Origin of the sequence: Bradyrhizobium manausense (assembly GCF_018131105.1) — a bacterium.
Classification (GTDB): Bacteria; Pseudomonadota; Alphaproteobacteria; order Rhizobiales; family Xanthobacteraceae; genus Bradyrhizobium; species Bradyrhizobium manausense_B.
In genome coordinates this window covers 1,604,707-1,625,637 of sequence record NZ_JAFCJI010000001.1, presented here as the reverse complement: position 1 = coordinate 1,625,637, position 20,931 = coordinate 1,604,707, and the positions used below count along the sequence as shown (strand labels likewise).

General features: G+C 63.9%; 21 protein-coding genes. 13 read left to right on the top strand and 8 right to left on the bottom strand.

Going from position 1 to position 20,931, the window contains the following annotated elements; genetic code table 11:
• The first annotated feature begins 61 nt into the window (after nt 1–61).
• On the top strand, nt 62–1,225 hold the full coding sequence (locus tag JQ631_RS07560; protein WP_212325165.1) for a patatin-like phospholipase family protein: 1,164 nt from the start codon (nt 62–64) through the stop codon (nt 1,223–1,225).
• Here the strand turns inward: JQ631_RS07560 and JQ631_RS07555 are convergent.
• Nucleotides 1,217–2,461, bottom strand: coding sequence for an amidase (locus JQ631_RS07555; RefSeq protein WP_212325163.1), 1,245 nt, complete (start codon nt 2,459–2,461; stop codon nt 1,217–1,219). The genes JQ631_RS07560 and JQ631_RS07555 overlap by 9 nt on opposite strands.
• Before the next feature lie 90 nt (nt 2,462–2,551).
• Here JQ631_RS07555 and dprA point away from each other — a divergent pair, with 90 nt between their 5' ends.
• Entirely contained in the window at nt 2,552–3,694 is a 1,143-nt protein-coding gene (dprA, locus tag JQ631_RS07550) for a DNA-processing protein DprA (RefSeq protein WP_212325161.1), read from the top strand.
• Here the strand turns inward: dprA and JQ631_RS07545 are convergent.
• Nucleotides 3,691–4,101 carry a winged helix-turn-helix transcriptional regulator gene (locus JQ631_RS07545; protein WP_212325159.1) on the bottom strand — a complete coding sequence of 137 codons (411 nt, stop codon included), beginning with the start codon at nt 4,099–4,101 and terminating at the stop codon, nt 3,691–3,693. The genes dprA and JQ631_RS07545 overlap by 4 nt on opposite strands.
• A gap of 83 nt (nt 4,102–4,184) precedes the next feature.
• On the opposite strand from JQ631_RS07545, the gene JQ631_RS07540 reads away from it, so the two are divergent.
• Nucleotides 4,185–4,793, top strand: coding sequence for an FMN-dependent NADH-azoreductase (locus JQ631_RS07540; protein ID WP_212325158.1), 609 nt, complete (start codon nt 4,185–4,187; stop codon nt 4,791–4,793).
• A 57-nt stretch (nt 4,794–4,850) separates the two neighbouring features.
• On the opposite strand, the gene JQ631_RS07535 is transcribed toward JQ631_RS07540, so the two are convergent.
• Entirely contained in the window at nt 4,851–5,033 is a 183-nt protein-coding gene (locus JQ631_RS07535) for a hypothetical protein (RefSeq protein ID WP_212325157.1), read from the bottom strand.
• 179 nt (nt 5,034–5,212) lie between these two features.
• Nucleotides 5,213–5,983 carry a glucose 1-dehydrogenase gene (locus tag JQ631_RS07530; protein ID WP_212325156.1) on the bottom strand — a complete coding sequence of 257 codons (771 nt, stop codon included), beginning with the start codon at nt 5,981–5,983 and terminating at the stop codon, nt 5,213–5,215.
• A 122-nt stretch (nt 5,984–6,105) separates the two neighbouring features.
• Between JQ631_RS07530 and JQ631_RS07525 the strand changes: the two genes are divergently transcribed.
• A complete protein-coding gene (locus tag JQ631_RS07525; RefSeq protein WP_212325155.1) occupies nt 6,106–6,573 on the top strand; it encodes a winged helix-turn-helix transcriptional regulator in 468 nt (155 codons plus the stop codon).
• A 205-nt stretch (nt 6,574–6,778) separates the two neighbouring features.
• Here JQ631_RS07525 and JQ631_RS07520 read toward each other — a convergent pair whose 3' ends face one another.
• Nucleotides 6,779–7,018: a hypothetical protein gene (locus tag JQ631_RS07520; RefSeq protein WP_212325154.1), complete on the bottom strand. Its 240-nt coding sequence runs from the start codon at nt 7,016–7,018 to the stop codon at nt 6,779–6,781.
• Nucleotides 7,019–7,244: 226 nt separating this feature from the next.
• Here JQ631_RS07520 and topA point away from each other — a divergent pair, with 226 nt between their 5' ends.
• Genes topA through JQ631_RS07500 form a run of 4 tightly spaced genes read left to right on the top strand, consistent with a single transcriptional unit; the run spans nt 7,245 to nt 13,570 of the window.
• Complete coding sequence (gene topA, locus JQ631_RS07515) at nt 7,245–10,001, top strand: type I DNA topoisomerase (RefSeq protein WP_212325152.1); 2,757 nt, start codon at nt 7,245–7,247, stop codon at nt 9,999–10,001.
• 7 nt (nt 10,002–10,008) lie between these two features.
• Entirely contained in the window at nt 10,009–12,354 is a 2,346-nt protein-coding gene (rnr, locus tag JQ631_RS07510; RefSeq protein ID WP_212325150.1) for a ribonuclease R, read from the top strand.
• Nucleotides 12,348–12,788 (top strand): DUF983 domain-containing protein, encoded by a 441-nt coding sequence (locus JQ631_RS07505; protein WP_212325148.1) that lies wholly within the window; start codon nt 12,348–12,350, stop codon nt 12,786–12,788. The genes rnr and JQ631_RS07505 overlap by 7 nt, the downstream gene beginning before the upstream one ends.
• 32 nt (nt 12,789–12,820) lie before the next feature.
• On the top strand, nt 12,821–13,570 hold the full coding sequence (locus tag JQ631_RS07500; RefSeq protein ID WP_212325145.1) for an NUDIX hydrolase: 750 nt from the start codon (nt 12,821–12,823) through the stop codon (nt 13,568–13,570).
• Here the strand turns inward: JQ631_RS07500 and JQ631_RS07495 are convergent, their stop codons facing one another.
• Nucleotides 13,571–14,122 carry a hypothetical protein gene (locus tag JQ631_RS07495; protein WP_212325144.1) on the bottom strand — a complete coding sequence of 184 codons (552 nt, stop codon included), beginning with the start codon at nt 14,120–14,122 and terminating at the stop codon, nt 13,571–13,573.
• 204 nt (nt 14,123–14,326) lie between these two features.
• Here JQ631_RS07495 and JQ631_RS07490 point away from each other — a divergent pair, with 204 nt between their 5' ends.
• The 4 genes from JQ631_RS07490 (at nt 14,327) to JQ631_RS07475 (ending at nt 17,099) form a co-directional block, all read left to right on the top strand.
• Nucleotides 14,327–15,652: an LLM class flavin-dependent oxidoreductase gene (locus JQ631_RS07490; protein ID WP_212325142.1), complete on the top strand. Its 1,326-nt coding sequence runs from the start codon at nt 14,327–14,329 to the stop codon at nt 15,650–15,652.
• Nucleotides 15,653–15,776: 124 nt separating this feature from the next.
• Nucleotides 15,777–15,944, top strand: a complete 168-nt coding sequence (rpmG, locus tag JQ631_RS07485; RefSeq protein ID WP_057756569.1) for a 50S ribosomal protein L33 — start codon at nt 15,777–15,779, stop codon at nt 15,942–15,944.
• Between the two features lie 661 nt (nt 15,945–16,605).
• Nucleotides 16,606–16,836, top strand: coding sequence for a DUF3551 domain-containing protein (locus JQ631_RS07480; RefSeq protein WP_212325140.1), 231 nt, complete (start codon nt 16,606–16,608; stop codon nt 16,834–16,836).
• A gap of 2 nt (nt 16,837–16,838) precedes the next feature.
• Nucleotides 16,839–17,099: a DUF3551 domain-containing protein gene (locus JQ631_RS07475; RefSeq protein WP_249160198.1), complete on the top strand. Its 261-nt coding sequence runs from the start codon at nt 16,839–16,841 to the stop codon at nt 17,097–17,099.
• Nucleotides 17,100–17,197: 98 nt separating this feature from the next.
• On the opposite strand, the gene JQ631_RS07470 is transcribed toward JQ631_RS07475, so the two are convergent.
• Nucleotides 17,198–19,057 carry a caspase family protein gene (locus tag JQ631_RS07470; RefSeq protein WP_212325138.1) on the bottom strand — a complete coding sequence of 620 codons (1,860 nt, stop codon included), beginning with the start codon at nt 19,055–19,057 and terminating at the stop codon, nt 17,198–17,200.
• A gap of 1,014 nt (nt 19,058–20,071) precedes the next feature.
• On the opposite strand from JQ631_RS07470, the gene JQ631_RS07465 reads away from it, so the two are divergent.
• Nucleotides 20,072–20,245 carry a hypothetical protein gene (locus tag JQ631_RS07465; RefSeq protein WP_433995502.1) on the top strand — a complete coding sequence of 58 codons (174 nt, stop codon included), beginning with the start codon at nt 20,072–20,074 and terminating at the stop codon, nt 20,243–20,245.
• Between the two features lie 337 nt (nt 20,246–20,582).
• Here the strand turns inward: JQ631_RS07465 and JQ631_RS32275 are convergent, their stop codons facing one another.
• Nucleotides 20,583–20,846 carry a hypothetical protein gene (locus JQ631_RS32275; RefSeq protein WP_249160194.1) on the bottom strand — a complete coding sequence of 88 codons (264 nt, stop codon included), beginning with the start codon at nt 20,844–20,846 and terminating at the stop codon, nt 20,583–20,585.
• Nucleotides 20,847–20,931 lie beyond the last annotated feature (85 nt).

Here is a 20,931-nt window from a genome sequence, read left to right as displayed (position 1 = left end):
GGCGAAGGAGTTCCATGCCTGTCATCCTGACAGCGGAAACGGCGTTACGCGGTTGCTCAGAATGAGCGAGAAGATTGACGGCACGCATGAGGATGGTGGCGCGCAGGGCACTGCGGCAAGCCGCCTGTTGCTGACGACCAACATCTGGTCCGACGCTCCCGCGCCGACACCCGCCGCCCCGCCTGCTCCGCCTCCCCCCGTTATGCAAGCTCCTGTAGCAGTCGAGGTCGTATCAACGCCCGCGTCCACCGCTGCGCCAGCACGCAGCGTTCAATGGCCGCCGCGAAAACTGTCGCTGGCTCTTCAGGGCGGCGGAACTTTTGCCGCCTTCACCTGGGGCGTGCTGGAGCGATTGCTGGAAGAGCCTGAGATCGAGTTCGACGCGATCAGCGGCGCCAGCGCCGGCGCGATCAATGCGCTGCTCCTGGCCGGCGGCCTCGCCGAAGGCGGCCGCGAAGGCGCACGCAGCCGGCTGAACCGCTTCTGGCTCCGGCTGATGCACGAGGCCTCGTTCCGCTCGCTGATGCTGATCGGCGGCTTTTCGCCGGCGGGAAGCTCCGTCGCGTTCGGGCCGACGCTGCGCTCGGGGCAGTTCGATCCGTTCGATCTCGATCCGCTGCGCCAGGCGCTGGCGCGCGACATCAATTTCGCGGGCTTACGCGACGCCAAATGTCCAAAGCTCCTGATCGCAGCGACGCGGATCCGCGACGGCGAGCAACAGATTTTTGGCAATGACGCGATCACCCCGGATGTCGCGCTCGCCTCGACCTGCCCGCCACTGGTGCACTGCGCCGTCGAGATCGACGGCGAGGCCTATTGGGACGGCGGCTTCGGCGGCAATCCACCGCTGATCAAGTTGGCACAGGAATCGACGGCCGCCGGGCTGCTGCTGATCCAGGTCACGCCCGCGCGCGACAATTACGTGCCGATCACGCTCGCCGCGATCGATCGCCGCCTCGACCAGATCGCCGCCAACGCCGCGCTCAAGGCCGAGATCGCGGCGATCGCATGGGCGCAGTCGCACGCAGTGCCGACGCTGCGGCTTTCCACGATCTCCGCGGAAGATTCGATCGAGGGCCTCGCGCAGCGCTCATCCACCGATCTCGGCCGCGGCTTCATCCGCACGCTGCACCGAAGCGGTCGCGCAGCCGCCGAGCGCTGGCTCGGTGCAACTGGCGCCGAGACTCAACGCACCCTGCTCGCGGCCGAGCCCGCGCTAGCCTGACTTCGCCAGCGCGTTCTCCAAAAACCACGCCGCGGAGAGCGCGCCGGGATCATTGCCGAAGCGCGCGATCACCTGCACGCCAACAGGCAGGCCACCGACCTTCATCACCGGCACATTGACGCAAGGATTGCCCATCAGTGTCCAGAGACGGTTGTAGCGAGGCGAACCGGTCGAGGCGAGCTCCTTGGCCGGCGCGGTGCCGGGCGCGGAATAAGTGAGCAGCACATCGAAACCCTCGAACAACTCGCCGAGTTCGCGACGGCCGCGGCGGGCGATCCGGCGGGCATCGTCGTATTCTTTCGGCGTCAATCCGACGGTGTCATCGAGGCTCGCGCGCAGCATCGGCGCGATCTCGTCGTGACGCGCGTCAAATTCCCAGGCGAGCGCCCGATGCGCCTCGAAGTCCTGGATGATCGGATGGATGCGCCAGGCCTCCTTGACCGCCGCCGGCAGGTCGATGGTCTGCACGCTGGCGCCGGCCTTTTCAGCGGCCTTGATCGCAGCCAGCAATCCCTCTTCCGCCGCCGGCTCCACAGCCTCGGCAAATTCCTGTCTGACAACGCCGATGCGCGGCGACTTGGCCGGCGCAATGCCGGAGAACTCGGTGCGACCGGTCATCCCCAGAAGTCCGCGCGCGAGATCTTCCGCGCGCGATCCGAACAGGCCGACCGTATCGAGCGCCCACGAATAACACTTCACGCCGACCGTCGGCAGCATGCGGAACGACGGCTTGATCGCGGCAGCGCCGCAATAGGCCGCAGGCCGGATCACCGAGCCGCCGGTCTGGGTGCCCAGCGCGAGCGGGATCATGCCGGCGCCGACGGCCGCAGCCGAGCCCGAGGACGAACCGCCAGGCGTGTGGCCAGGATTGTGCGGATTGAGCGTCGGTGTCGGATCACGCGAGGCGAACGCGGTGGTCGTGGTCTTGCCGATGATGGTGGCGCCGGCCCGCTTCAGCATCATCACGACAGGCGCATCCGAGCGCGGCTGCCAGCCGCGATAGATAACCGAGCCCATCTCGGTCGGCATATCGGCAGTGTCGATGATGTCCTTGATGCCGACGGCAATGCCCCGCAGCGGACCGGAGGTCTGCGCCTTGGCGGATCTGTCGTGGCGGACGAAGGCGCGAACGTCCTTCTCCCTGGCCTCGATCGCCGCGTGCGATTGCGCAATGGCGGCATCGGGCGAAAGCTCCCCGGCTTCGATGCGGCGCTGGAGGTCGGCGAGTGAGATCATGGCAAAATCCTTCTTATTGGGATCGCTTTTAGCATCGGGGCGAGGCCGCGCAAGCGCACGCAGCTGTTGCCCACGCCCTCAGGTTGCTTCATGCTGCGCCCACAAGGAGGCGCCGTGGACGCCATCAATCCCAGCGTGGAGCTGACCGAGCTTGATAGGATCGACCGCCTGCGGCTGATCCGGTCCGACAATGTCGGGCCGCGCACCTTCCGCTCGCTGGTCGATCATTTCGGCACGGCGCGCGCTGCGCTGGAGCGGCTGCCGGATCTGGCGCGCCGTGGCGGCGCGTCACGATCGGGCCGCATCTGCAGCGTGGATGAAGCCAAGGCCGAACTCGCCGCGAGCCGCAAATTCGGCATCGCCTGGCTCGCGCCCGGCGAGGACGGCTATCCGGCACGCCTCGCAACGCTCGACGATGCGCCGCCGCTGCTTGCGGTGCGTGGCGACGTCGCGACGCTGATGCGGCCGATGATCGCCATCGTCGGTTCGCGCAATGCCTCCGGCGCGGGCTTGAAGTTTGCCGGTCAGCTCGCGCGCGAGCTTGGCGAGGCCGGCTTCATCATCATCTCGGGGCTTGCGCGCGGCGTGGATCAGGCCGCCCACCGCACCAGCGTTTCAAGCGGCACGGTCGCCGTGCTCGCCGGCGGCCATGACTGCATCTATCCGCCCGAGCATGGCGATCTGCTCACCGCGCTCCTCGATCACCAGGGCGCTGCGATCTCCGAAATGCCGCTCGGTCATGAGCCGCGCGCCCGCGACTTTCCCCGCCGCAACCGGCTGATCTCCGGCGCCGCGCTCGGCGTCGTCGTGGTGGAGGCCGCGCATCGCTCGGGCTCGCTGATCACCGCGCGCATGGCGGCCGAACAGGGCCGCGAAGTGTTCGCCGTTCCCGGCTCGCCGCTCGATCCGCGCGCAGCCGGCACCAACGATCTGCTCAAGCAGGGCGCGACCCTCGTCACGGAGGTTGCCGACATCATCAATGCGGTTCAGCCGATCATGGAACGGCCGTTGATGCATCCGATGAGCGAGCCCGACAGCGAGCCGTTCGAGAGCGATCCGCAGGGCCACGACCGCGACCAGATCACCGGCCTGCTCGGCCCGACCCCGATCTCGATCGACGATCTCGTCCGGATGTCCGGCGCCTCGCCTGCGATCGTGCGCACGGTGCTGCTGGAGCTGGAGCTCGCAGGGCGGCTCGAACGCCACGGCGGCGGATTGGTGTCGCTGCTTTAGGTGTCGTTGCGCTTGTCGAAATGCGCGCGTGCCGTCTCAATCTGCATCAAATGGTCCATCGCCCATTGACCAAGCGCCTTCACCGGCTGCTGCAGCCCACGGCCGAGATCAGTCAGCTCGTAATCCACGCGCGGCGGAATGGTCGGAAAGATCGTGCGTGTGACGAGGCCGTCACGCTCGAGCCCGCGGAGCGTCAGTGTCAGCATCCGCTGCGAGATGCCATTGATCATGCGCTTGAGCTCATTGAAGCGCTTCGGCCCGTCGCTCAGCATCATGATGACGAACACGCTCCATTTGTCGCCGACGCGCGACAGAACCGAGGCGACGCCACGGCAGTCGGCATGATCGGGATCCGGCACCCGTCGAGCAGGCAAATCGGTGTGTGCAGGTTTCAAAGATGTGCCCATGGCTCAAAAAAGTGCGTTCTTGCGGGGAATTTGACGGTCACTCATGTAGTGCGGGTTACAAATCTATACCATGGGTGACCCCAATGAAACTCCTCCATATCGACTCCAGCGTCCTCGGCCCCCACTCCGTCTCCCGGCAGGTTTCCGCCGCCGTCGTCGACCGTCTCAGGCAGGCGACGCCGTCGCTCGACCTGATCTATCGCGACCTGACCCAGACCCCGCTCGCCCATCTCTCCGGATCGCACCTCGCGGCGGCTCAAGGAGCACCCGCGCCGGCGGAACTCGGTCCCGATCTCGCAGCGAGTGCAGCCGTGCTGAATGAGTTCCTCGATGCCGACATCGTCGTGATCGGCGCGCCCATGTACAATTTTACGATTCCGAGCCAGCTCAAGGCCTGGATCGATCGTGTGCTGGTGGCGGGGAAGACCTTCAAGTATGACGCGAACGGCCCGCAGGGCCTGGCCGGCAGCAAGCGCGTGATCGTGGCGATCTCCCGGGGCGGCTATTACGGTCCGGGCACACCGGCCGCTTCGCTCGAGCATCTCGAGAGCTATCTGCGCGGCGTGTTCGCCTTCATGGGCATCACGAACCCTGAATTCATCGTCGCCGACGGCATCCAGGTTGGTCCTGACCATCGCGAGAAGGCGCTGGCCGGCGCGCTCCAGGCGGCCACAAGCTTGCGTGCTGCGTAAGACGACGCCGACGACGGCCGCTGCCGGACCCCGGCGGCGGCTGAAAGATCGACTAAGCTAAAACCAGAAACCCTGTACGCCCAGGATCACGGCAACGAGTGACATGAGCAGGCCGATGCCGGAGAAGATGGCGACCCCGATGAACTCCGACATTTCGGAGTGCTTGGCCGGAACTGCGGAGCGCTCAGTGTAAATACGCGGCGCTGAAATCGGCGAAAGAATGCGGGCTGCTTTCGGCATAACGGACTCCTTTTAAAATGAGTCTTTTGACCCCCTGCCCGTAGAAGGGTCTTGGCAACGCGTACGAAGGTTCAACGCGCCACGCAAGTTCAGAAATTACGTCGCGCGAGATGTGGGAACCGGCCGACGCAACCATGGGAGTCCGCGTCGGCCGATTCAATTTTACGCTCACTTGATGATCAGCGATAGATCGGCGCGCCGCTCGGCGAGGCCACCGCGCCGCCATCGACGAAGATCTCCTGTCCCTGAATATGCGCGGCATCATCCGACGCGAGGAACAGCACCGTCTTCGAAATGTGATCTGGTTCACCAATCCGGCCGAGCGGCGTCGACAGTCCGATACGCTTCTCGAATGCCTTCTCCGCTTCGGGTGTTGCAATCGCCGCGCCCCAGATCGGCGTGCGGATCGCGCCGGGCGCGACGACATTCACGCGAATGCCGCGCGGCGACAGTTCCGAGGCCATGATCCGCGCCATCGCCCGCACGCCGGCCTTCGCCGCGCCGTAAGCCGAGTAGCCGGGAATGCCGAGCACTGAAATCACCGAGCCGTTGAGAATGATCGAGGCGTTGTCGTTGATGTAAGGCAGCGCCGATTGCACCGTGAAGAACACGCCGGTGAGATTGGTTCTGATGACTTTCTCGAACACCTCGAGCGTCGCCGATCCCAGCGGCGTGCCACCGGGGATGCCGGCATTGGCGAACACGATATCGAGCTTGCCGAACTTTTCGGCGCCCGTCTTGATCGCGGCCTCCGTGGCGGCGATGTCGGTGGCATCGGCGGCAATCGCCAGGGCGTTCGGACCGAGCTCCTTCGCGGCCGCCTCCAACGTCTCCTTGTTACGCCCGGTGATGATCACTTTGGCGCCCTCGGCCACGAACAACTTTGCCGTTGCCAATCCAATGCCGCTGTTGCCGCCGGTAATCAGTGCCGTCTTGCCTTGAAGTCTCATGTTCGTCTCCAGTGGTTTCATAATGAAACTAGATTGCCATCTAGGGCATATGGTTTTATGATGCAACCACACATCCGCGTGATCGGCGGCGACATCGGGCGAACGCGAACAGGACAAAGACGATGGTGAAACGAACGAGCTTTGAGGGCGATGCCTGCCCGATCGCGCGATCGCTGGAGGCGATCGGCGACTGGTGGTCGCTGCTGATCATCCGCGAGGCGCTGTTCGGCGTGCGCCGCTTCGGCGAGTATCAGAGCAAGCTCGGCATGGCCAAGAACATCCTGTCGGCGCGGCTGCGATCCATGGTCGACCACGGCATCCTGGAGACAGCCCCCGCCTCCGACGGCAGCGCCTATTCCGAGTATGTGCTGACCGCGAAGGGCCGCGGCACTTTTCCGATCCTGGTCGCGCTCCGCCAATGGAGCGAGGAGTTTGACGACACGCCGGAGCAGATTGCGACCATCCTGGTCGATCGCGCGAAAGGCCGCCCGGTCAAGAAGCTTGAAATGCGCGCTGAGGATGGGCGGCTGCTCAGTCCGGCCGACACGATGCTGAAGCCGCGGCCCGCGCCGCGCCGGCGGTCGGCATGATCGCGGCGGACTGCCACCACGCCGTCATTGCAAGCGTAGCGAAGCAATCCAGACTGCCGCCGCGCAAAGACTCTGGATTGCTTCGCTACGCTTGCAATGACGGGGATGGAGCAGCGCGTTCAATTGCCACTCCGTCATCCTGAGGTGCGTGCCATGAGGCGCAAGGTGCCGCATCGCGCCACTCGCACTCAGGATGACGGATCCCTCATGACAGCTTCCGCTTGCTCCGCAGCCGAAGGTGCTCGTCGGCCTCGAGCTTGGTCATGCCCAGGAGGTAGTGCAGCACATCGAGCTTATGCCGCTCGGCAAGCTTACGCAGGGCGGCCGACTGTTCGGCGATGAAAGCGACGGCCTCATCGACGCCGCCCTCCCCTGGTTCCTCGTTGCGCGAGCCTCCCCGGACGCCGGTTGCGGCGCGCGTCCGTTTCTTTCCTGGCTTTGCCACCAGCCCCACCCGAATCCATGCCCCGCGGAAACATTACGCCGACACCAGCCACAACTCCAAGGTGGTATTTCGCAACTTTCTCGATATGAAACTTTTCCCAATCCGGGGGCTTTCAACACCCTTCGATTTGACAGAGAGGGCCTCACCACCCATGTTCGGGTCGAAAGGGCCGACGCGAATCTCGTCGATTTCGGCCCAATATTTCCCCGTAAGTTACTGGAACTACATGAATATCGTCATTGTGGAGTCGCCGGCGAAAGCCAAGACGATCAACAAGTATTTGGGCTCGTCCTATGAGGTTCTGGCCTCGTTCGGCCATGTCCGCGACCTGCCCGCGAAGAACGGTTCCGTCGATCCCGACGCCAATTTCAAGATGATCTGGGAGGTCGACCCGAAGGCGGCCGGCCGGCTCAACGATATCGCCAGGTCCCTGAAGGGCGCCGACCGCCTGATTCTGGCGACCGACCCTGATCGCGAGGGCGAGGCCATCTCCTGGCACGTGCTGGAGGTGATGAAGGAGAAGCGCGCGCTCAAGGATCAGAAGATCGAGCGCGTGGTGTTCAACGCCATCACCAAGCAAGCCGTCACGGACGCGATGAAGCATCCGCGCGAGATCGACGGTGCGCTGGTCGACGCCTATATGGCGCGCCGTGCCCTCGACTATCTGGTCGGCTTCACCCTCTCCCCCGTGCTGTGGCGCAAGCTGCCGGGCGCCCGCTCGGCCGGCCGCGTGCAGTCGGTGGCGCTGCGTCTGGTGTGCGACCGCGAGCTCGAGATCGAGAAGTTCGTGCCGCGCGAGTATTGGTCACTGATCGCGAATCTGCTGACGCCGCGCGGCGACGCCTTCGAAGCGCGCTTGGTCGGGGCCGACGGCAAGAAGATCCAGCGTCTCGACATCGGCACCGGCGCCGAAGCGGAAGACTTCAAGAAGGCGCTGGAGCTGGCAACCTATGCGGTGACCTCGGTCGACGCGAAGCCGGCACGGCGCAATCCGCAGGCGCCCTTCACGACCTCGACGCTGCAGCAGGAAGCCAGCCGCAAATACGGCTTTGCCCCGGCGCACACGATGCGCATCGCACAGCGCCTTTATGAAGGCATCGACATCGGCGGCGAGACCACCGGACTCATTACTTATATGCGTACCGACGGCGTGCAGATCGCCCCCGAAGCGATCACCCAGGCACGCAAGGTGATCGGCGAGGATCACGGCAACGCCTATGTGCCGGATGCGCCCCGCCAGTATCAGGCCAAGGCCAAGAACGCCCAGGAAGCGCACGAAGCCATCCGCCCGACCGACATGTCGCGCCGTCCCGACAGCATGAGCCGCAAGCTGGATGCGGATCAGGCGCGCCTTTATGAGCTGATCTGGAAGCGCACGATCGCGAGCCAGATGGAATCGGCCGAGCTCGAGCGCACCACCGTCGACATCACGGCGAAGGCCGGCGGTCGCACGCTGGAACTGCGCGCCACCGGGCAGGTCGTCAAGTTCGACGGCTTCCTCGCGCTCTACCAGGAAGGCCGCGACGACGAGGAGGACGAAGATTCCCGCCGCCTGCCCGCGATGAGCCAGGGCGAGGCGATCAAGCGCAACTCGCTCTCCGTCACCCAGCATTTCACTGAGCCGCCGCCGCGCTTCTCCGAGGCCTCGCTGGTCAAGCGCATGGAAGAGCTCGGTATCGGCCGGCCCTCGACCTATGCCTCGATCCTGCAGGTGCTGAAGGACCGCGGCTACGTCAAGCTCGAGAAGAAGCGCCTGCACGGCGAGGACAAGGGCCGTGTCGTGGTCGCGTTCCTGGAGAGCTTCTTCAATCGCTACGTCGAGTACGACTTCACTGCCAACCTGGAGGAGCAGCTCGACCGCGTCTCCAACAACGAGATCTCCTGGCAGCAGGTGCTGAAGGAATTCTGGACCGGCTTTATCGGCGCCGTCGACGAGATCAAGGATCTGCGCGTAGCCCAGGTGCTTGATGTGCTCGACGACATGCTGGGTCAGCACATCTATCCGCCTCGCGCGGATGGCGGCGACATCAGGCAGTGCCCGAGCTGCGGCAACGGTCGGCTCAATCTGAAGGCCGGCAAGTTCGGCGCCTTCGTCGGCTGCTCGAACTATCCGGAGTGCCGCTACACCCGTCAGCTTGCCGCCGACAGCGAGACCACCGCCGACCGTTCGCTCGGCCAGGATCTCGTCACCGGTCGCGACGTCTGGGTCAAGGCCGGCCGCTTCGGGCCCTACATCCAGCTCGGCGAGCAGAAGGATTACGAAGAAGGCGAGAAGCCGAAGCGCGCAGGCATTCCGAAGGGTACTTCGCCCGGTGATGTCGAGCTCGAGCTTGCGCTGAAGCTGCTGTCGCTGCCGCGCGAGATCGGTAAGCACCCGGAAACTGGTGAACCAATCACGGCAGGCCTCGGCCGCTTCGGGCCGTTCGTGAAGCACGAGAAGACCTACGCCAGCCTCGAGGCCGGCGACGAGGTGTTCGACATCGGCCTCAATCGCGCTGTGACGCTGATCGCGGAAAAGGTCGCCAAGGGCCCGAGCCGCCGTTTCGGCGCCGATCCCGGCAAGGCGATCGGCGATCATCCGACGCTCGGCACCGTCACCGTGAAGAGCGGACGCTACGGCGCCTATGTCACCGCAGGCGGCGTCAACGCGACGATCCCGGCCGAGTTCGAAAAGGACACGGTGACGATTGCGCAGGCGATCGCGCTGATCGACGAGCGTGCGGCCAAGGGCGGCGGCAAGAAACCGAAGAAGGCTGCCAAGCCGGCCAAGGCCAAAAAGGCTGCAGCGAAGGCCGCGGGCGGCGACGACGCCGCGCCAAAGAAGAAACCGGCCGCAAAGAAGGCGGCCAAAACCAAAACTGAATCCACCAGCAAGGCGCGCGCAGGCGTGGCATCGACGGCCAAGACTTCAGCAGTCAAGACGTCGCCGACCAAGGCAGCCGCTGCCAAAGCTCCGGCCAAGAAGAGTGCCGGCACCAATTAGAGGTTAAGTGAAACGCAAGAATGACCATGGCTTTCCCGACAGGCAAGCCATCGTCGCCTTCATCAAGGCACATCCAGGAAAGGTCGGAACCCGCGAAATTGCACGCGAGTTCGGCCTGAAGAACGCCGATCGCATCGAGCTCAAGCGCCTGCTGCGCGAACTCGCCGACGATGGCACCATCAAGAAAAAGCGCCATACGGTCTCGGAGCCGGACGCACTCCCGTCGACGCTGGTCGCTGATATCACCGGCCGCGACACAGACGGCGAGTTGATCGCCTCCCCCACCGAATGGGACGAGGTCGAAGGCGGCGAGCCGCCAAAGATCCTCATCGCAATGCCCCGACGGCCGAAGCCCGGCACGACCGCTGGCGTCGGCGACCGCGCACTACTGCGCGTCGAACCGACCAACGACAGCGAAGGCCCGGCCTATCGCGGCCACATCATCAAGGTCTTCGACAAGACCAAGAGCCGTATCCTCGGCGTATTTCGCAGCCTGCCCGATGGCGGCGGACGGCTGATCCCGGTCGACAAAAAGGGTGCTGACCGCGAGCTGAACATCGCCGCTGATAACACCAAGGGCGCGCAGGACGGCGACCTCGTCAGCGTCGACATCGTCCGCACCCGCAGCTTTGGCCTCGCGTCCGGCCGGGTCAAGGAGAAGCTCGGCTCGGTCAAGTCAGAGAAGGCGATCAGCCTGATCGCGATCTACGCCCACGACATCCCCTTGCAATTCTCCACCGGCGCGATGCGCGATGCGGAAGCCGCGGAGCCCGCGAACCTGAAGGGGCGCGAGGACTGGCGCGACGTGCCGCTCGTCACCATCGATCCGCCGGACGCCAAGGATCACGACGATGCGGTGCATGCGCAGCCCGATCCCGATCCGAACAACAAAGGCGGCTTCATCGTCGACGTCGCCATTGCGGACGTGAGCTTCTACGTGCGGCCGGGCACCGCACTCGACCGCGCGGCGCTCGATCGCGGCAACTCGGTCTATTTCCCCGACCGCGTCGTGCCGATGCTGCCCGAGCGCATCTCCAACAATCTCTGTTCGCTGGTGCCGGGCGAGCCGCGCGGCGCGCTCGCGGTGCGGATGATCATTGCACCCGACGGCCGCAAGCGTTCGCACAGCTTCCATCGCATCCTGATGCGTTCGGCCGCCAAGCTGAGCTACGCACAGGCGCAGGCCGCGATCGACGGACGGCCTGATGACACCACCGGCCCCCTGCTCGATCCGATCCTGAGGCCGCTTTATGCGGCTTACGCCTGCGTCAAGCGCGCCCGCGACGAGCGCGATCCGCTCAATCTCGATCTGCCCGAGCGCAAGATCCTCTTGAAGAGCGATGGCACGGTCGACCGCGTCGTCGTGCCTGACAGGCTCGATGCGCACAAGCTGATCGAGGAGTTCATGATCCTCGCCAACGTCGCGGCGGCCGAGATGCTGGAGAAGAAATCGCTCCCGCTCATCTACCGCGTGCATGACGAACCGACACTGGAAAAGGTCCACGCGCTTCAGGAGTTCTTGAAAACGCTGGACGTCCCGTTCGCGAAAGGCGGCGCGCTGCGCCCCGCTCTGTTCAACCGCGTGCTGGCCCAGCTCGAAGGCCACGACCACTTCCCGCTGGTGAGCGAGGTGGTGCTGCGCGCCCAGGCGCAGGCCGAATATTCGTCGGAGAACTACGGGCATTTCGGCCTGAATCTGCGCCGCTACGCGCATTTCACCTCGCCGATCCGCCGTTATGCCGACCTCGTCGTGCACCGAGCCCTGGTCCGCGCACTTGGGCTTGGCGAAGGCGCCCTGCCCGACAGCGAGACGGCGGAAACCCTCGCCGAAGTCGCCGCGCACATTTCGCTGACAGAGCGGCGTGCGATGAAAGCGGAACGCGAGACCGTCGACCGCCTGATCGCGCATCACCTCGCCGACCGCATCGGCTCGAGTTTCCAGGGCCGCGTCTCCGGCGTCACCCGTGCCGGGCTCTTTGTCAAACTAGCTGAAACTGGCGCCGACGGATTGATCCCGATCCGATCCCTCGGCACGGAATATTTCAACTATGACGAGGGCCGCCATGCCCTCGTCGGCACGCGCAGCCGCACCATGTACCAGCTCGGCGACGTGGTTGACGTCCGTCTGATCGAAGCAGCTCCTATCGCAGGCGCGCTGCGTTTCGAGCTGCTGTCGTCGGATAGCACAACCGCCCCGCGCGACCGCCGGCAAGCGGGCCCGCAACGCCGTCCTTCGCTCAAGGCGCATCCCGGCCGCAGCCCGGATAGAAAACGCAAGCCACCGAAGCCGAAGTCCGGCAAGCCGAAGAAGGGCAAAGGCAAGAACAAAGGCAAGAAGGGCAAGGCATGGTGACCATGAGCACGGCCCCCAAGATCTGGACCCGCGAGACCGGCCTCGTCGAGAAACGCGACGTCTGGGCGGCCATGAAGCGCGGCTTTCGCAGCCGCTGCCCGCGCTGCGGCCAAGGCAAGCTGTTCCGCGCCTTCCTGAAGACGGCGGACAATTGCTCGTCCTGCGGCCTCGACTTCACGCCGCATCGCGCCGACGATCTGCCCGCCTATCTCGTGATCGTCATCGTCGGCCACATCACCGTGCCGGCCATCCTCTGGATCGAGACCAACTACACGACGCCCGCGTGGCTCACTTTCGCCGCCTACCTGCCCTTCACCTTCTTTGCGTCCCTCGGGCTGCTGCAGCCGGTGAAGGGAGCTGTGGTCGGCTTGCAATGGGCTCTGCGCATGCACGGGTTTGACGAGAACCCGCCGGATGGTATTCCGCCTGTGTAAGCAAAATAAGCAAGAACGGTTCGGGTGAGGATATGAGCGATACCGCGCAGACGGCCGAAAAGGCCAGGGTTCACGAGGAAAAGGAAGCCGACCACCATCCCTATTTTCGTCCACGGGATGCGGCGACCCTGATCCTGGTCGATCGCAGCGGCGCCATTCCGAAGGTGCTGGTCGGCAAGCGCCACGACAAGGTGGTGTTCATGCCCGGCAAATTCGTCTTCCCCGGCGGCCGCGTCGACAAGGACGATTATCGCGTGCCGGTCGCGGCGCCCATGACTGCGGAGCTGGAGGCCAATCTCGCCAAGGGCAGCCCGAAGACGCCGGCCTCGCGCGCCAAATCGCTGGCGATTGCCGCGATCCGCGAGGCCTGCGAGGAGACCGGTCTTTGCCTCGGCCGCAAGAGCGAGGGCAAAGCCAAGCTCGAAGGTGCCTGGAAGCCGTTCGCAGATGCGGGCCTGCTGCCCGATCCGTCCAGCCTTTTCCTGATCGCGCGCGCGATCACCCCGCCCGGCCGCGTCAAGCGGTTCGACACCCGCTTCTTTACGGCGGATGCCTCCGCGATCACCCATCACGTCGAAGGCGTGATCCATGCCGATGCGGAGCTGGTCGAGCTGGTCTGGGTCGAGCTCGGCTCAAAGCCGCTCGCAGATCTGCATCCCATGACACGGAATGTGCTCAACGAGCTTCACACGCGTCTTGCCACCGGTCCGCTGCGCCACGACGCACCGGTGCCGTTCTTCCATTTCTACGGCGGCAAGATGCAGAAGGATATGCTGGGCTGATCAGTCCGCGTCCGGCTCGGTGCCGACATAATCGCGCGCCGGCAGTTTGAGCGCGCGGCCGAGGTCGCGGGCGAACGCATTGGCCTCGTCGCGGCTGGAGAAGCTCGAGAGCGCAATCGCCTCGGTGCCCCTGTTGCCGCAGAGATTGACGTGGAACAGCGTCGCCTCGTCTTCGTCGGTGCCGCCACGGTCGGTAATGCTGATGAAATGGAAGTCGGCGAGCTGGCGCGGGCTTCTGAACTTGAGCGGACCGAATGCGCGCGTCACGACGATTTCGGCCAGCGATTTGTCGAGCTCGATGAAATAGCGATAGGTCGCCAGATAGAGCCCTGGAATCAGCGTCGCGAGGCCGATGCCGGAGAACACCAGGATCGGGACCAGATCGTCGCTCAGGCGGCCGAAGCCGGCAAAATCATTGCGCATGCCGAGCGCAACGTTCCATAGGAGATAGCCGCCGGCGGCGAGAAACGGCACCGACAGCACCCGCGCAATCCATTGCCCAGGCCAGTCGAAGCGGATGAGGTTGCCATCCACCGTCATTGCGCGTGCCACTGAAGATCTCCTCGGAAGCGAAGGTCATGGCTTGGTCGCCATGAACGGCAGGTTGGTTCGATTGGCGCCCCTCCTCCATCATCGACGGGATTGTGCTGACCAGACGGCGAAAAACAAAAAATTCTTCCCGCCTCCCCCAATGGCGGAGTTCCCCGGCGTCCCTATGTCTTTCTGCAACGACACCAGAACGGGATTTTGGGCGCGATGGCACAACGGCAACTCAAGCTTGGCGCGTTCATGCGCCCGATCAGCATCCACACCGGCGCCTGGCGCTATCCCGGGGCCTGGCCCGACGCCAACTTCAACTTTGGCCACATCAAGCAGCTGATCCAGAAGCTCGAGGCCGGCAAGTTCGACGCCTTCTTCATGGCCGATCACCTCGCCGTGCTGAATATGCCCGTCAATGCGCTCAAGCGCAGTCACACCGTGACCTCGTTCGAACCGTTTACGCTGCTGTCGGCGCTGTCGGCCGTCACCGAGCGCATCGGCCTGATCGCGACCGGATCGACCACGTTCGACGAGCCCTATCACGTCGCGCGCCGCTTCGCCTCGCTCGACCATCTCAGCGGCGGGCGTGCGGGGTGGAACATCGTCACCACCTCGAACCCGGACGCGGCGCTGAATTTCGGCCTCGACGACCACATGGAGCATGCCGAGCGATACAAGCGCGCCCGCGAGTTCTACGACGTCGTCACCGGCCTCTGGGATTCCTTCGCCGACGACGCCTTCGTGCGCGATGTCGAAAGCGGCGTGTTCGTCGATCCCTCGAAGATGCATGTGCTCGACCACGTCGGCAAATATTTGAAGGTGCGCGGTCCCCTCAACATCGCCCGCCCGGTGCAGGGCTGGCCGCTGATCGTGCAGGCCGGGGCCTCCGAAGACGGCAGGCAGCTCGCGGCAGAGACCGCGGAAGCCGTTTTCACCGGCGGTGGCAGCCTCGCCGACGGACAAAAACTCTATGCCGACATCAAGGGCCGCATGGAGAAGATCGGTCGCGATCCCGAGCACCTCAAGATTCTTCCCGGCGCCTTCGTCGTGGTCGGCGACAGCGTCGATGAGGCCAAGGAAAAGCGCGCCTTGCTCGACAGTCGCGTGCATTACGAGAGCGCCATCGCCTCGCTCTCGGTGGTCCTCGGCACCGATGCTTCGGGCTTCGATCCGGACGGACAGCTGCCCGAGATCCCGGAGACCAACGCCAGCAAGAGCGGGCGGCAGCGCATGGTCGATCTCGCCAGGCGCGACAAGCTCACCGTGCGCCAGCTCGCCCAGCGCGTCGGCGGTTACGGCGGGCTGTCCTTCATCGGCACGGCCAAGACCATCGCCGACCAGATGGAGGAATGGCTGGTCGGGCGCGGCTCCGACGGCTTCAACATCATGTTCCCGTTCCTGCCGGCCGGCCTCGACGATTTCGTCGACAAGGTCGTCCCCGAGCTGCAGCGGCGCGGGATTTTCCGGAAAGAGTATGAAGGGGCCACCTTGAGGGAGAATCTGGGCCTTCCCCGGCCGAAAAACCGGTTCTTCGAGGCCTGATCGGGCCGATTTGAGTGGTTTTCTAGCCCTAAAACCTTGACATCAGGCGGTTTCTGGCTAGGTTGCCGGCCAACGCGGGCCGCTTGGCCGGCTCCAGATTCCCTTCATTTCTGAGGTTCAGAACATGGCCAAAGCGGTCACCATCAAGGTCAAGCTCGTGTCCTCGGCCGACACCGGCTTCTACTACGTCGCCAAGAAGAATTCGCGCACCATGACCGACAAGCTGGTCAAGAAGAAGTACGACCCGGTCGCGCGCAAGCACGTCGAGTTCAAGGAAGCCAAGATCAAGTAAGATCGGCGAAAAGCGTTGAAGAGTTTTGCGGGGCCCTTGCGGGCCCCGTTTTCGTTTGAGCCCCCTCTCGCTTCACGCCGTCATTGCGAGGAGCTCTAGCGACGAAGCAATCCAGACCTCCTCGTTCTTCTCAGTCTCAAGCGAGACATCAGCGACCCGTGGGATCCTGGCTCCTCCGGCCCGGATGACTTGTCTGGGGGCCGCCTTGGCCGCTGTTGGTGCCGGAACTTGCGTTGCTACCACCGCCCATGCCGGTCGTGCCGCTGCTGGCTCCGCTGCCCGCCGCGCCGGCTCCTCCCACACCAGCGCCGCCAGCGCCAGCACCGGCACCTGCGCCCGCTCCGCCGGCACCGGCGCCGCCCGTCTGCGCGTGAGCAAAACCGATCGACGCACCGGCCAGCAACGCGCACATGGCCACCGAGAAAATTGTCTTCCGCATAGTTCAACTCCGTTTGATGGTGTGCTCGTCAACCGAAGGCTGCACGCGGACGTTCCTAAAGACCGATGACAAGCTGTCGCAGTTCGACGCGAACGATGGCGCGCAACACGGGGTTTTGTGCTTGCCGTGAAGGGAACTATTCTTGAGCCGTGATCAGCGACCGGCTATGTTGCAAACGCTCAGCGCTTCCGGCGCCGTTCGGCTGACGTGATGGAGAATCGCATGCGCATCGCCATACTGATTGTCTTCATGGTCATCGGGTTTTCTCCCGCAGCACATGCTGAACGTGACTATCCGTGGTGCGTCTTTGGCGGAGGGCTCGGCGCGCCCGGCGAATGCATGTATTCGACGCGAGAACAGTGCCTGGCGTCAGCATCGGGACGTTGGAACACCTATTGCGATGTGAACCCGCGCGTGAGGTTCAAACAACTGGCTCCGCAGCGGGGGCGTTGATCATGATGCGCGCGCTTCCCCTTCTCTTCATCGTCGGGATCATCATGTCGGCGCCCGCTCCGGCCGCAGCCCAGCGGTTCGGCGGCAATGCTCCCGTGTGCCTGCAAAAGTGGGAATGGGGCGGTGCCAGCTCAATCCGGTGCCAGTACAGTACCTGGGAAGAGTGCAAAGCCAGCGCTGCGGGCCTTTCCGCCATGTGCCTGCAGAACCCTTATGTGCAGCAGCAGCCGCCTCATCCGGATCGCGGCCCGCGTCCGCGATAGGTGCGATCGCGGCGGCACGCAGCAATCGTCAGGCTACGTCGCCAACATCGGCATGACGTCGCCAGCCACCATCACGCTTCCAATGCATTCGCAGCCGCTCAATCGCAGATCTCGCGCGGCGACGTCACGATGTTGCCGTTGCGGGCTGCGGTATCCAGCCGGCACCCTTTCGCCACGGGGCGGCATCCGGCCGCTCCGCAATACATCTGGCCCGAAGCCTGCGGCTTAGCCGGTGAAGCTTCCGTTTTGGCCCGTTCAGATGACTCGCGCTTCTGATCGTCGCGCTTGGCCACCGGCTTCTTCACCTCGATTTTTTCGCACGTATTGTCGTCGCCGACTTCGTATCCGGCGCGGCACGTAATCTTCGTGCAGCGGTCGCCATCGGCCCTGAACCCGTGATCGCAAGCCAGCGGACAGACGCGTGTGGTCTTGCCCTTGACGGCATCGAGCGCGTCGGCGCTGGCCGTCCTGACATCCAATTTCATACCGGCGTGCTTGTTGAAGAGATCGAGCGATCGCTGCGCGGCTGCATTCCAGATGCCGTCGACCGCACCGGTGTTGCAGCCGACCCGTCGAAGTTCGGCCTGGAGCGCGCGCGGAAGATCCGCCGCAGCCGGAACATCCGGTTTGTCGGCAGAAGGCGTCAACGCGGCCAGCTTGTCCTCCTTCGACTTTTGCTCGATCACCTGCTTGTCGTCCCTGGTCTTTTGATCCGCGACCAGCTTTGCCTCTCGCGTGACATTGGCCGCTTCCGCCGCCTTGATGCGTTCAGCCTCCTTGGCTTCCGCCTTGGCGGCTTCGGCCGCCTTGACACGTTCGGCTTCGGCGAGCTTGGCCTCCTCGGCCTTCTTGGCCGCTTCCGCCGTGACGCGTGCGCGTTCGGCGGCTTTCGCCTGTTCGGCGGCCTTGGCCTGCTCCGAAGCTTTGGCGCCCTCCGCAGCCAGCCGCGCCTGCTCGTCGCGAGCGGCCTTGGCCTTGTTGGTGGCTTCGACCTGTGCCGCTTCGGCCGCCAGCTTGTCGCGCTGGGCCTTCGCAAGCGAGGTAAAGAATCCGGTCGGATATTGTTCGATGAAAGCGTCCCACGCCGGCTTTGTGCCGACCTGCAAGGCGAACTCGTAGTCGCGCCGCATCGTCGCGCTCTGGTCAGCCGGAGCTGCGGCGGCAGGTGACGCAACCACAGGCTTGACCGGGCCGGCGGCGACAAGGGGAACGTCGTCACCGCCAAGCGACGTATAGGTGTACGGCTCCTGCGTGTTGTTGGTCGCCTTCAGAACGTCATCGCGGACATAGCGAAATGCCCTTTGCAGATCGAGGCCCGGTTTGGCGAGATGCTCCACCAGCGCCGTTGCAAACGGGCTGTTCTTTCCGGTGCCGTCGGATGCGGTCGATCCGGCCTTAGCAGCAAACGCGATCACCGTATTCGGGCTCGTGGGCTCGACCTTGGCGAGACCGCGACCGACCGCGCGCGAGGCCATCGTCCGCTTCATGTTCTTCGCAAAGGGATTGTCGCGGCAGGCGTCGAGGATGATCAGCCGCAACTGCTTGGCCGATTCAACCGCGACCAGCACGCGATCCAGCGACAGCGTCTCATCCAGAACGTCGGTATCGGTCTCGAGCGTGGCGTCGATCGGGATCAGATAATTGGTGCCGTCCAGCTCGATCCCGTGCCCCGCATAATAGACGACCGCGACATCCGCATCGCGGCTGGCATTGCCGAAGTCGCGCAAGGATTTGCGCATTTCGCTGATGGTCAGGTTGAGCTTGGACTCGACCGAACTGAATCCGGCGGCTTTGAACATGGCCGCAACGGCGGCCGCGTCGTTGACGGGATTACCGAGCTTGGCGACGTTGCGGTAAGTCGAATTGCCGATGACGAGGGCCACGCGCTTATCCGCCAGCGCAGGCCCTGTCGGCAAAATAAGCCAGACCGACACGAATAGGCCGAGCAGGAAACGCATCCCCAGAGTCCCAAATCGCCAATAAAAACCGACCCTAACATTGAGTCTGGCGATCACAATGCGCAAGAAGTCGCGCAATTTATGTGATCTATATCACAGTTTGACGAGCGAGACCTCCACTCGGCTTGCGGAACTGTTCGCCCAAAAAAACCACGCGGCCCCGGCATTACCCGAGGGCCGCGCGCCATCGACGGGATCGACTACTCGTACTTTGCCTATTGGGAGTTCTATTGGCAGGAGTACATATGGCCGTCGTCGAGCTTGATCGTGCCTCCTGGGTGGCACTTGAGGCTGTTGCGAGTCGAATAGTCATCCCAACCGGTGTAGCCATAGTAAGGGCTATGTCCGTAGTAGGCCCGGTGAGCGTAGAGCGGCTGCCCAAAGTGAGGATCAGTCTGGGCCGCGTAAGAGTTGGTCCAGGTGTTGCTGCCCCATCCCCAATTGGGGGAAGCGGCGACGGCAGCAGCCGTGCCGACGGCGGCAACCGTGCCGACTGCGGCGGCACCTGCGACGCCTGCACCATACCCGTATCCGTACGCTGCGCGCCGATGATGACGACGGGCAACACCCGCAACACTCACTGGGGTCAGCGGATTGCCGACCCGAGCCTGAGCGCTCTCAACTGAAAGCGATAGAGTGCCTTGCTCTAAGCTCCCGATGGAGAACAGTGTCGCACACACAAATGCGCAAGAAGCTAGGGCAGTCTTACTTACGTACGTCATGGACTTTCTCCTTTCGTAAAAGAGAACTAACGGCAGACGCCTAGTCCGTGACGATGTGGCTGCGCTGATTCAGATCAACGCTTCTGAAAATAAACCCGTGAGTGGCTCGGTTGTATGTGGTGTTGAAAATCGGAGCGCATGCGACCCGCACAGTCCAGGATGCGCATGAATGAATCATTGCCAAAGAGGCAAATTCCCCAAAGGACAATTGTTTGAGTTGGCCGCGCGACCGATTGTGAAATGACTGGCGCGTGATGCTGTTCTGCAAGCATGGGGCACAACGATGCGAGCGTTGAGCGAACAACTTGAAGCGTTGCGGATCGAGGCCATCGAATGCGCATTGATCCGTGATTTATCTACCGACGCGACGAAGCGCGAGTTCTTTGCCAAACTAGCGGATCACCTGACCCAACTGGCTAGCGATGTGGAGAGCGCTATGGAGGAAGGTCCACGTCTTTCAGCCTAGTGATCCAGATCGTCAACCCGTTCCGCGCTTTCATCCCGCTCGTTCCCAAGCCAGATCGCCATGGCGCTGGACGGAATAACTTGCCTGGGTACGTGCGGATTGAGAGTGCCGGCTGTCACGACCAATCCTTGCTCAAGTTTCTCTTTTGCGAAGAGCTTGGCGTCCGCCTCTGTTTCAAAGGTTCTGGTCAGTCGAGGATGCCTTGCCTTCGGCAAAATCCCGCGACGCGGCACCTCGAAAGTTACGTACCAAGTGTGCCTCATCGATTGCTCAAAATTCAACGGGTCGCACAACTGCCTTGCGTGAAAATGCTCCGCGCGTGAGCAGCAGGATGGCATCAGCGTCGCGCCCCGACGCGATTGACGCCGCCGTTCAAGTTGCCACCGGCGTTGTGACGAACGGCGGCTCGTGCCACGGGTCGAGGTCTGAGCACGACACCGGCCCGCGCGACACAGCCTGCGGGATAGCCAACATAGGTGCAGTAGATCACCGCGTGAGCGGGGGCCGGACCAAGAGTGACCCCCGCGAGCCCGAACAGAGCGCTGGCTATAATTCCGGTGACGGTCGTCGACCTGATCGAAAGACGCTTCGCTCGACGCATGCAATCCTCCTCAAACTCGCGAACTGAAACAAGCTGCGACGCTGCGGTCGAACCTAGTGTGCGCGGCACGAAAGGGATGATGTTG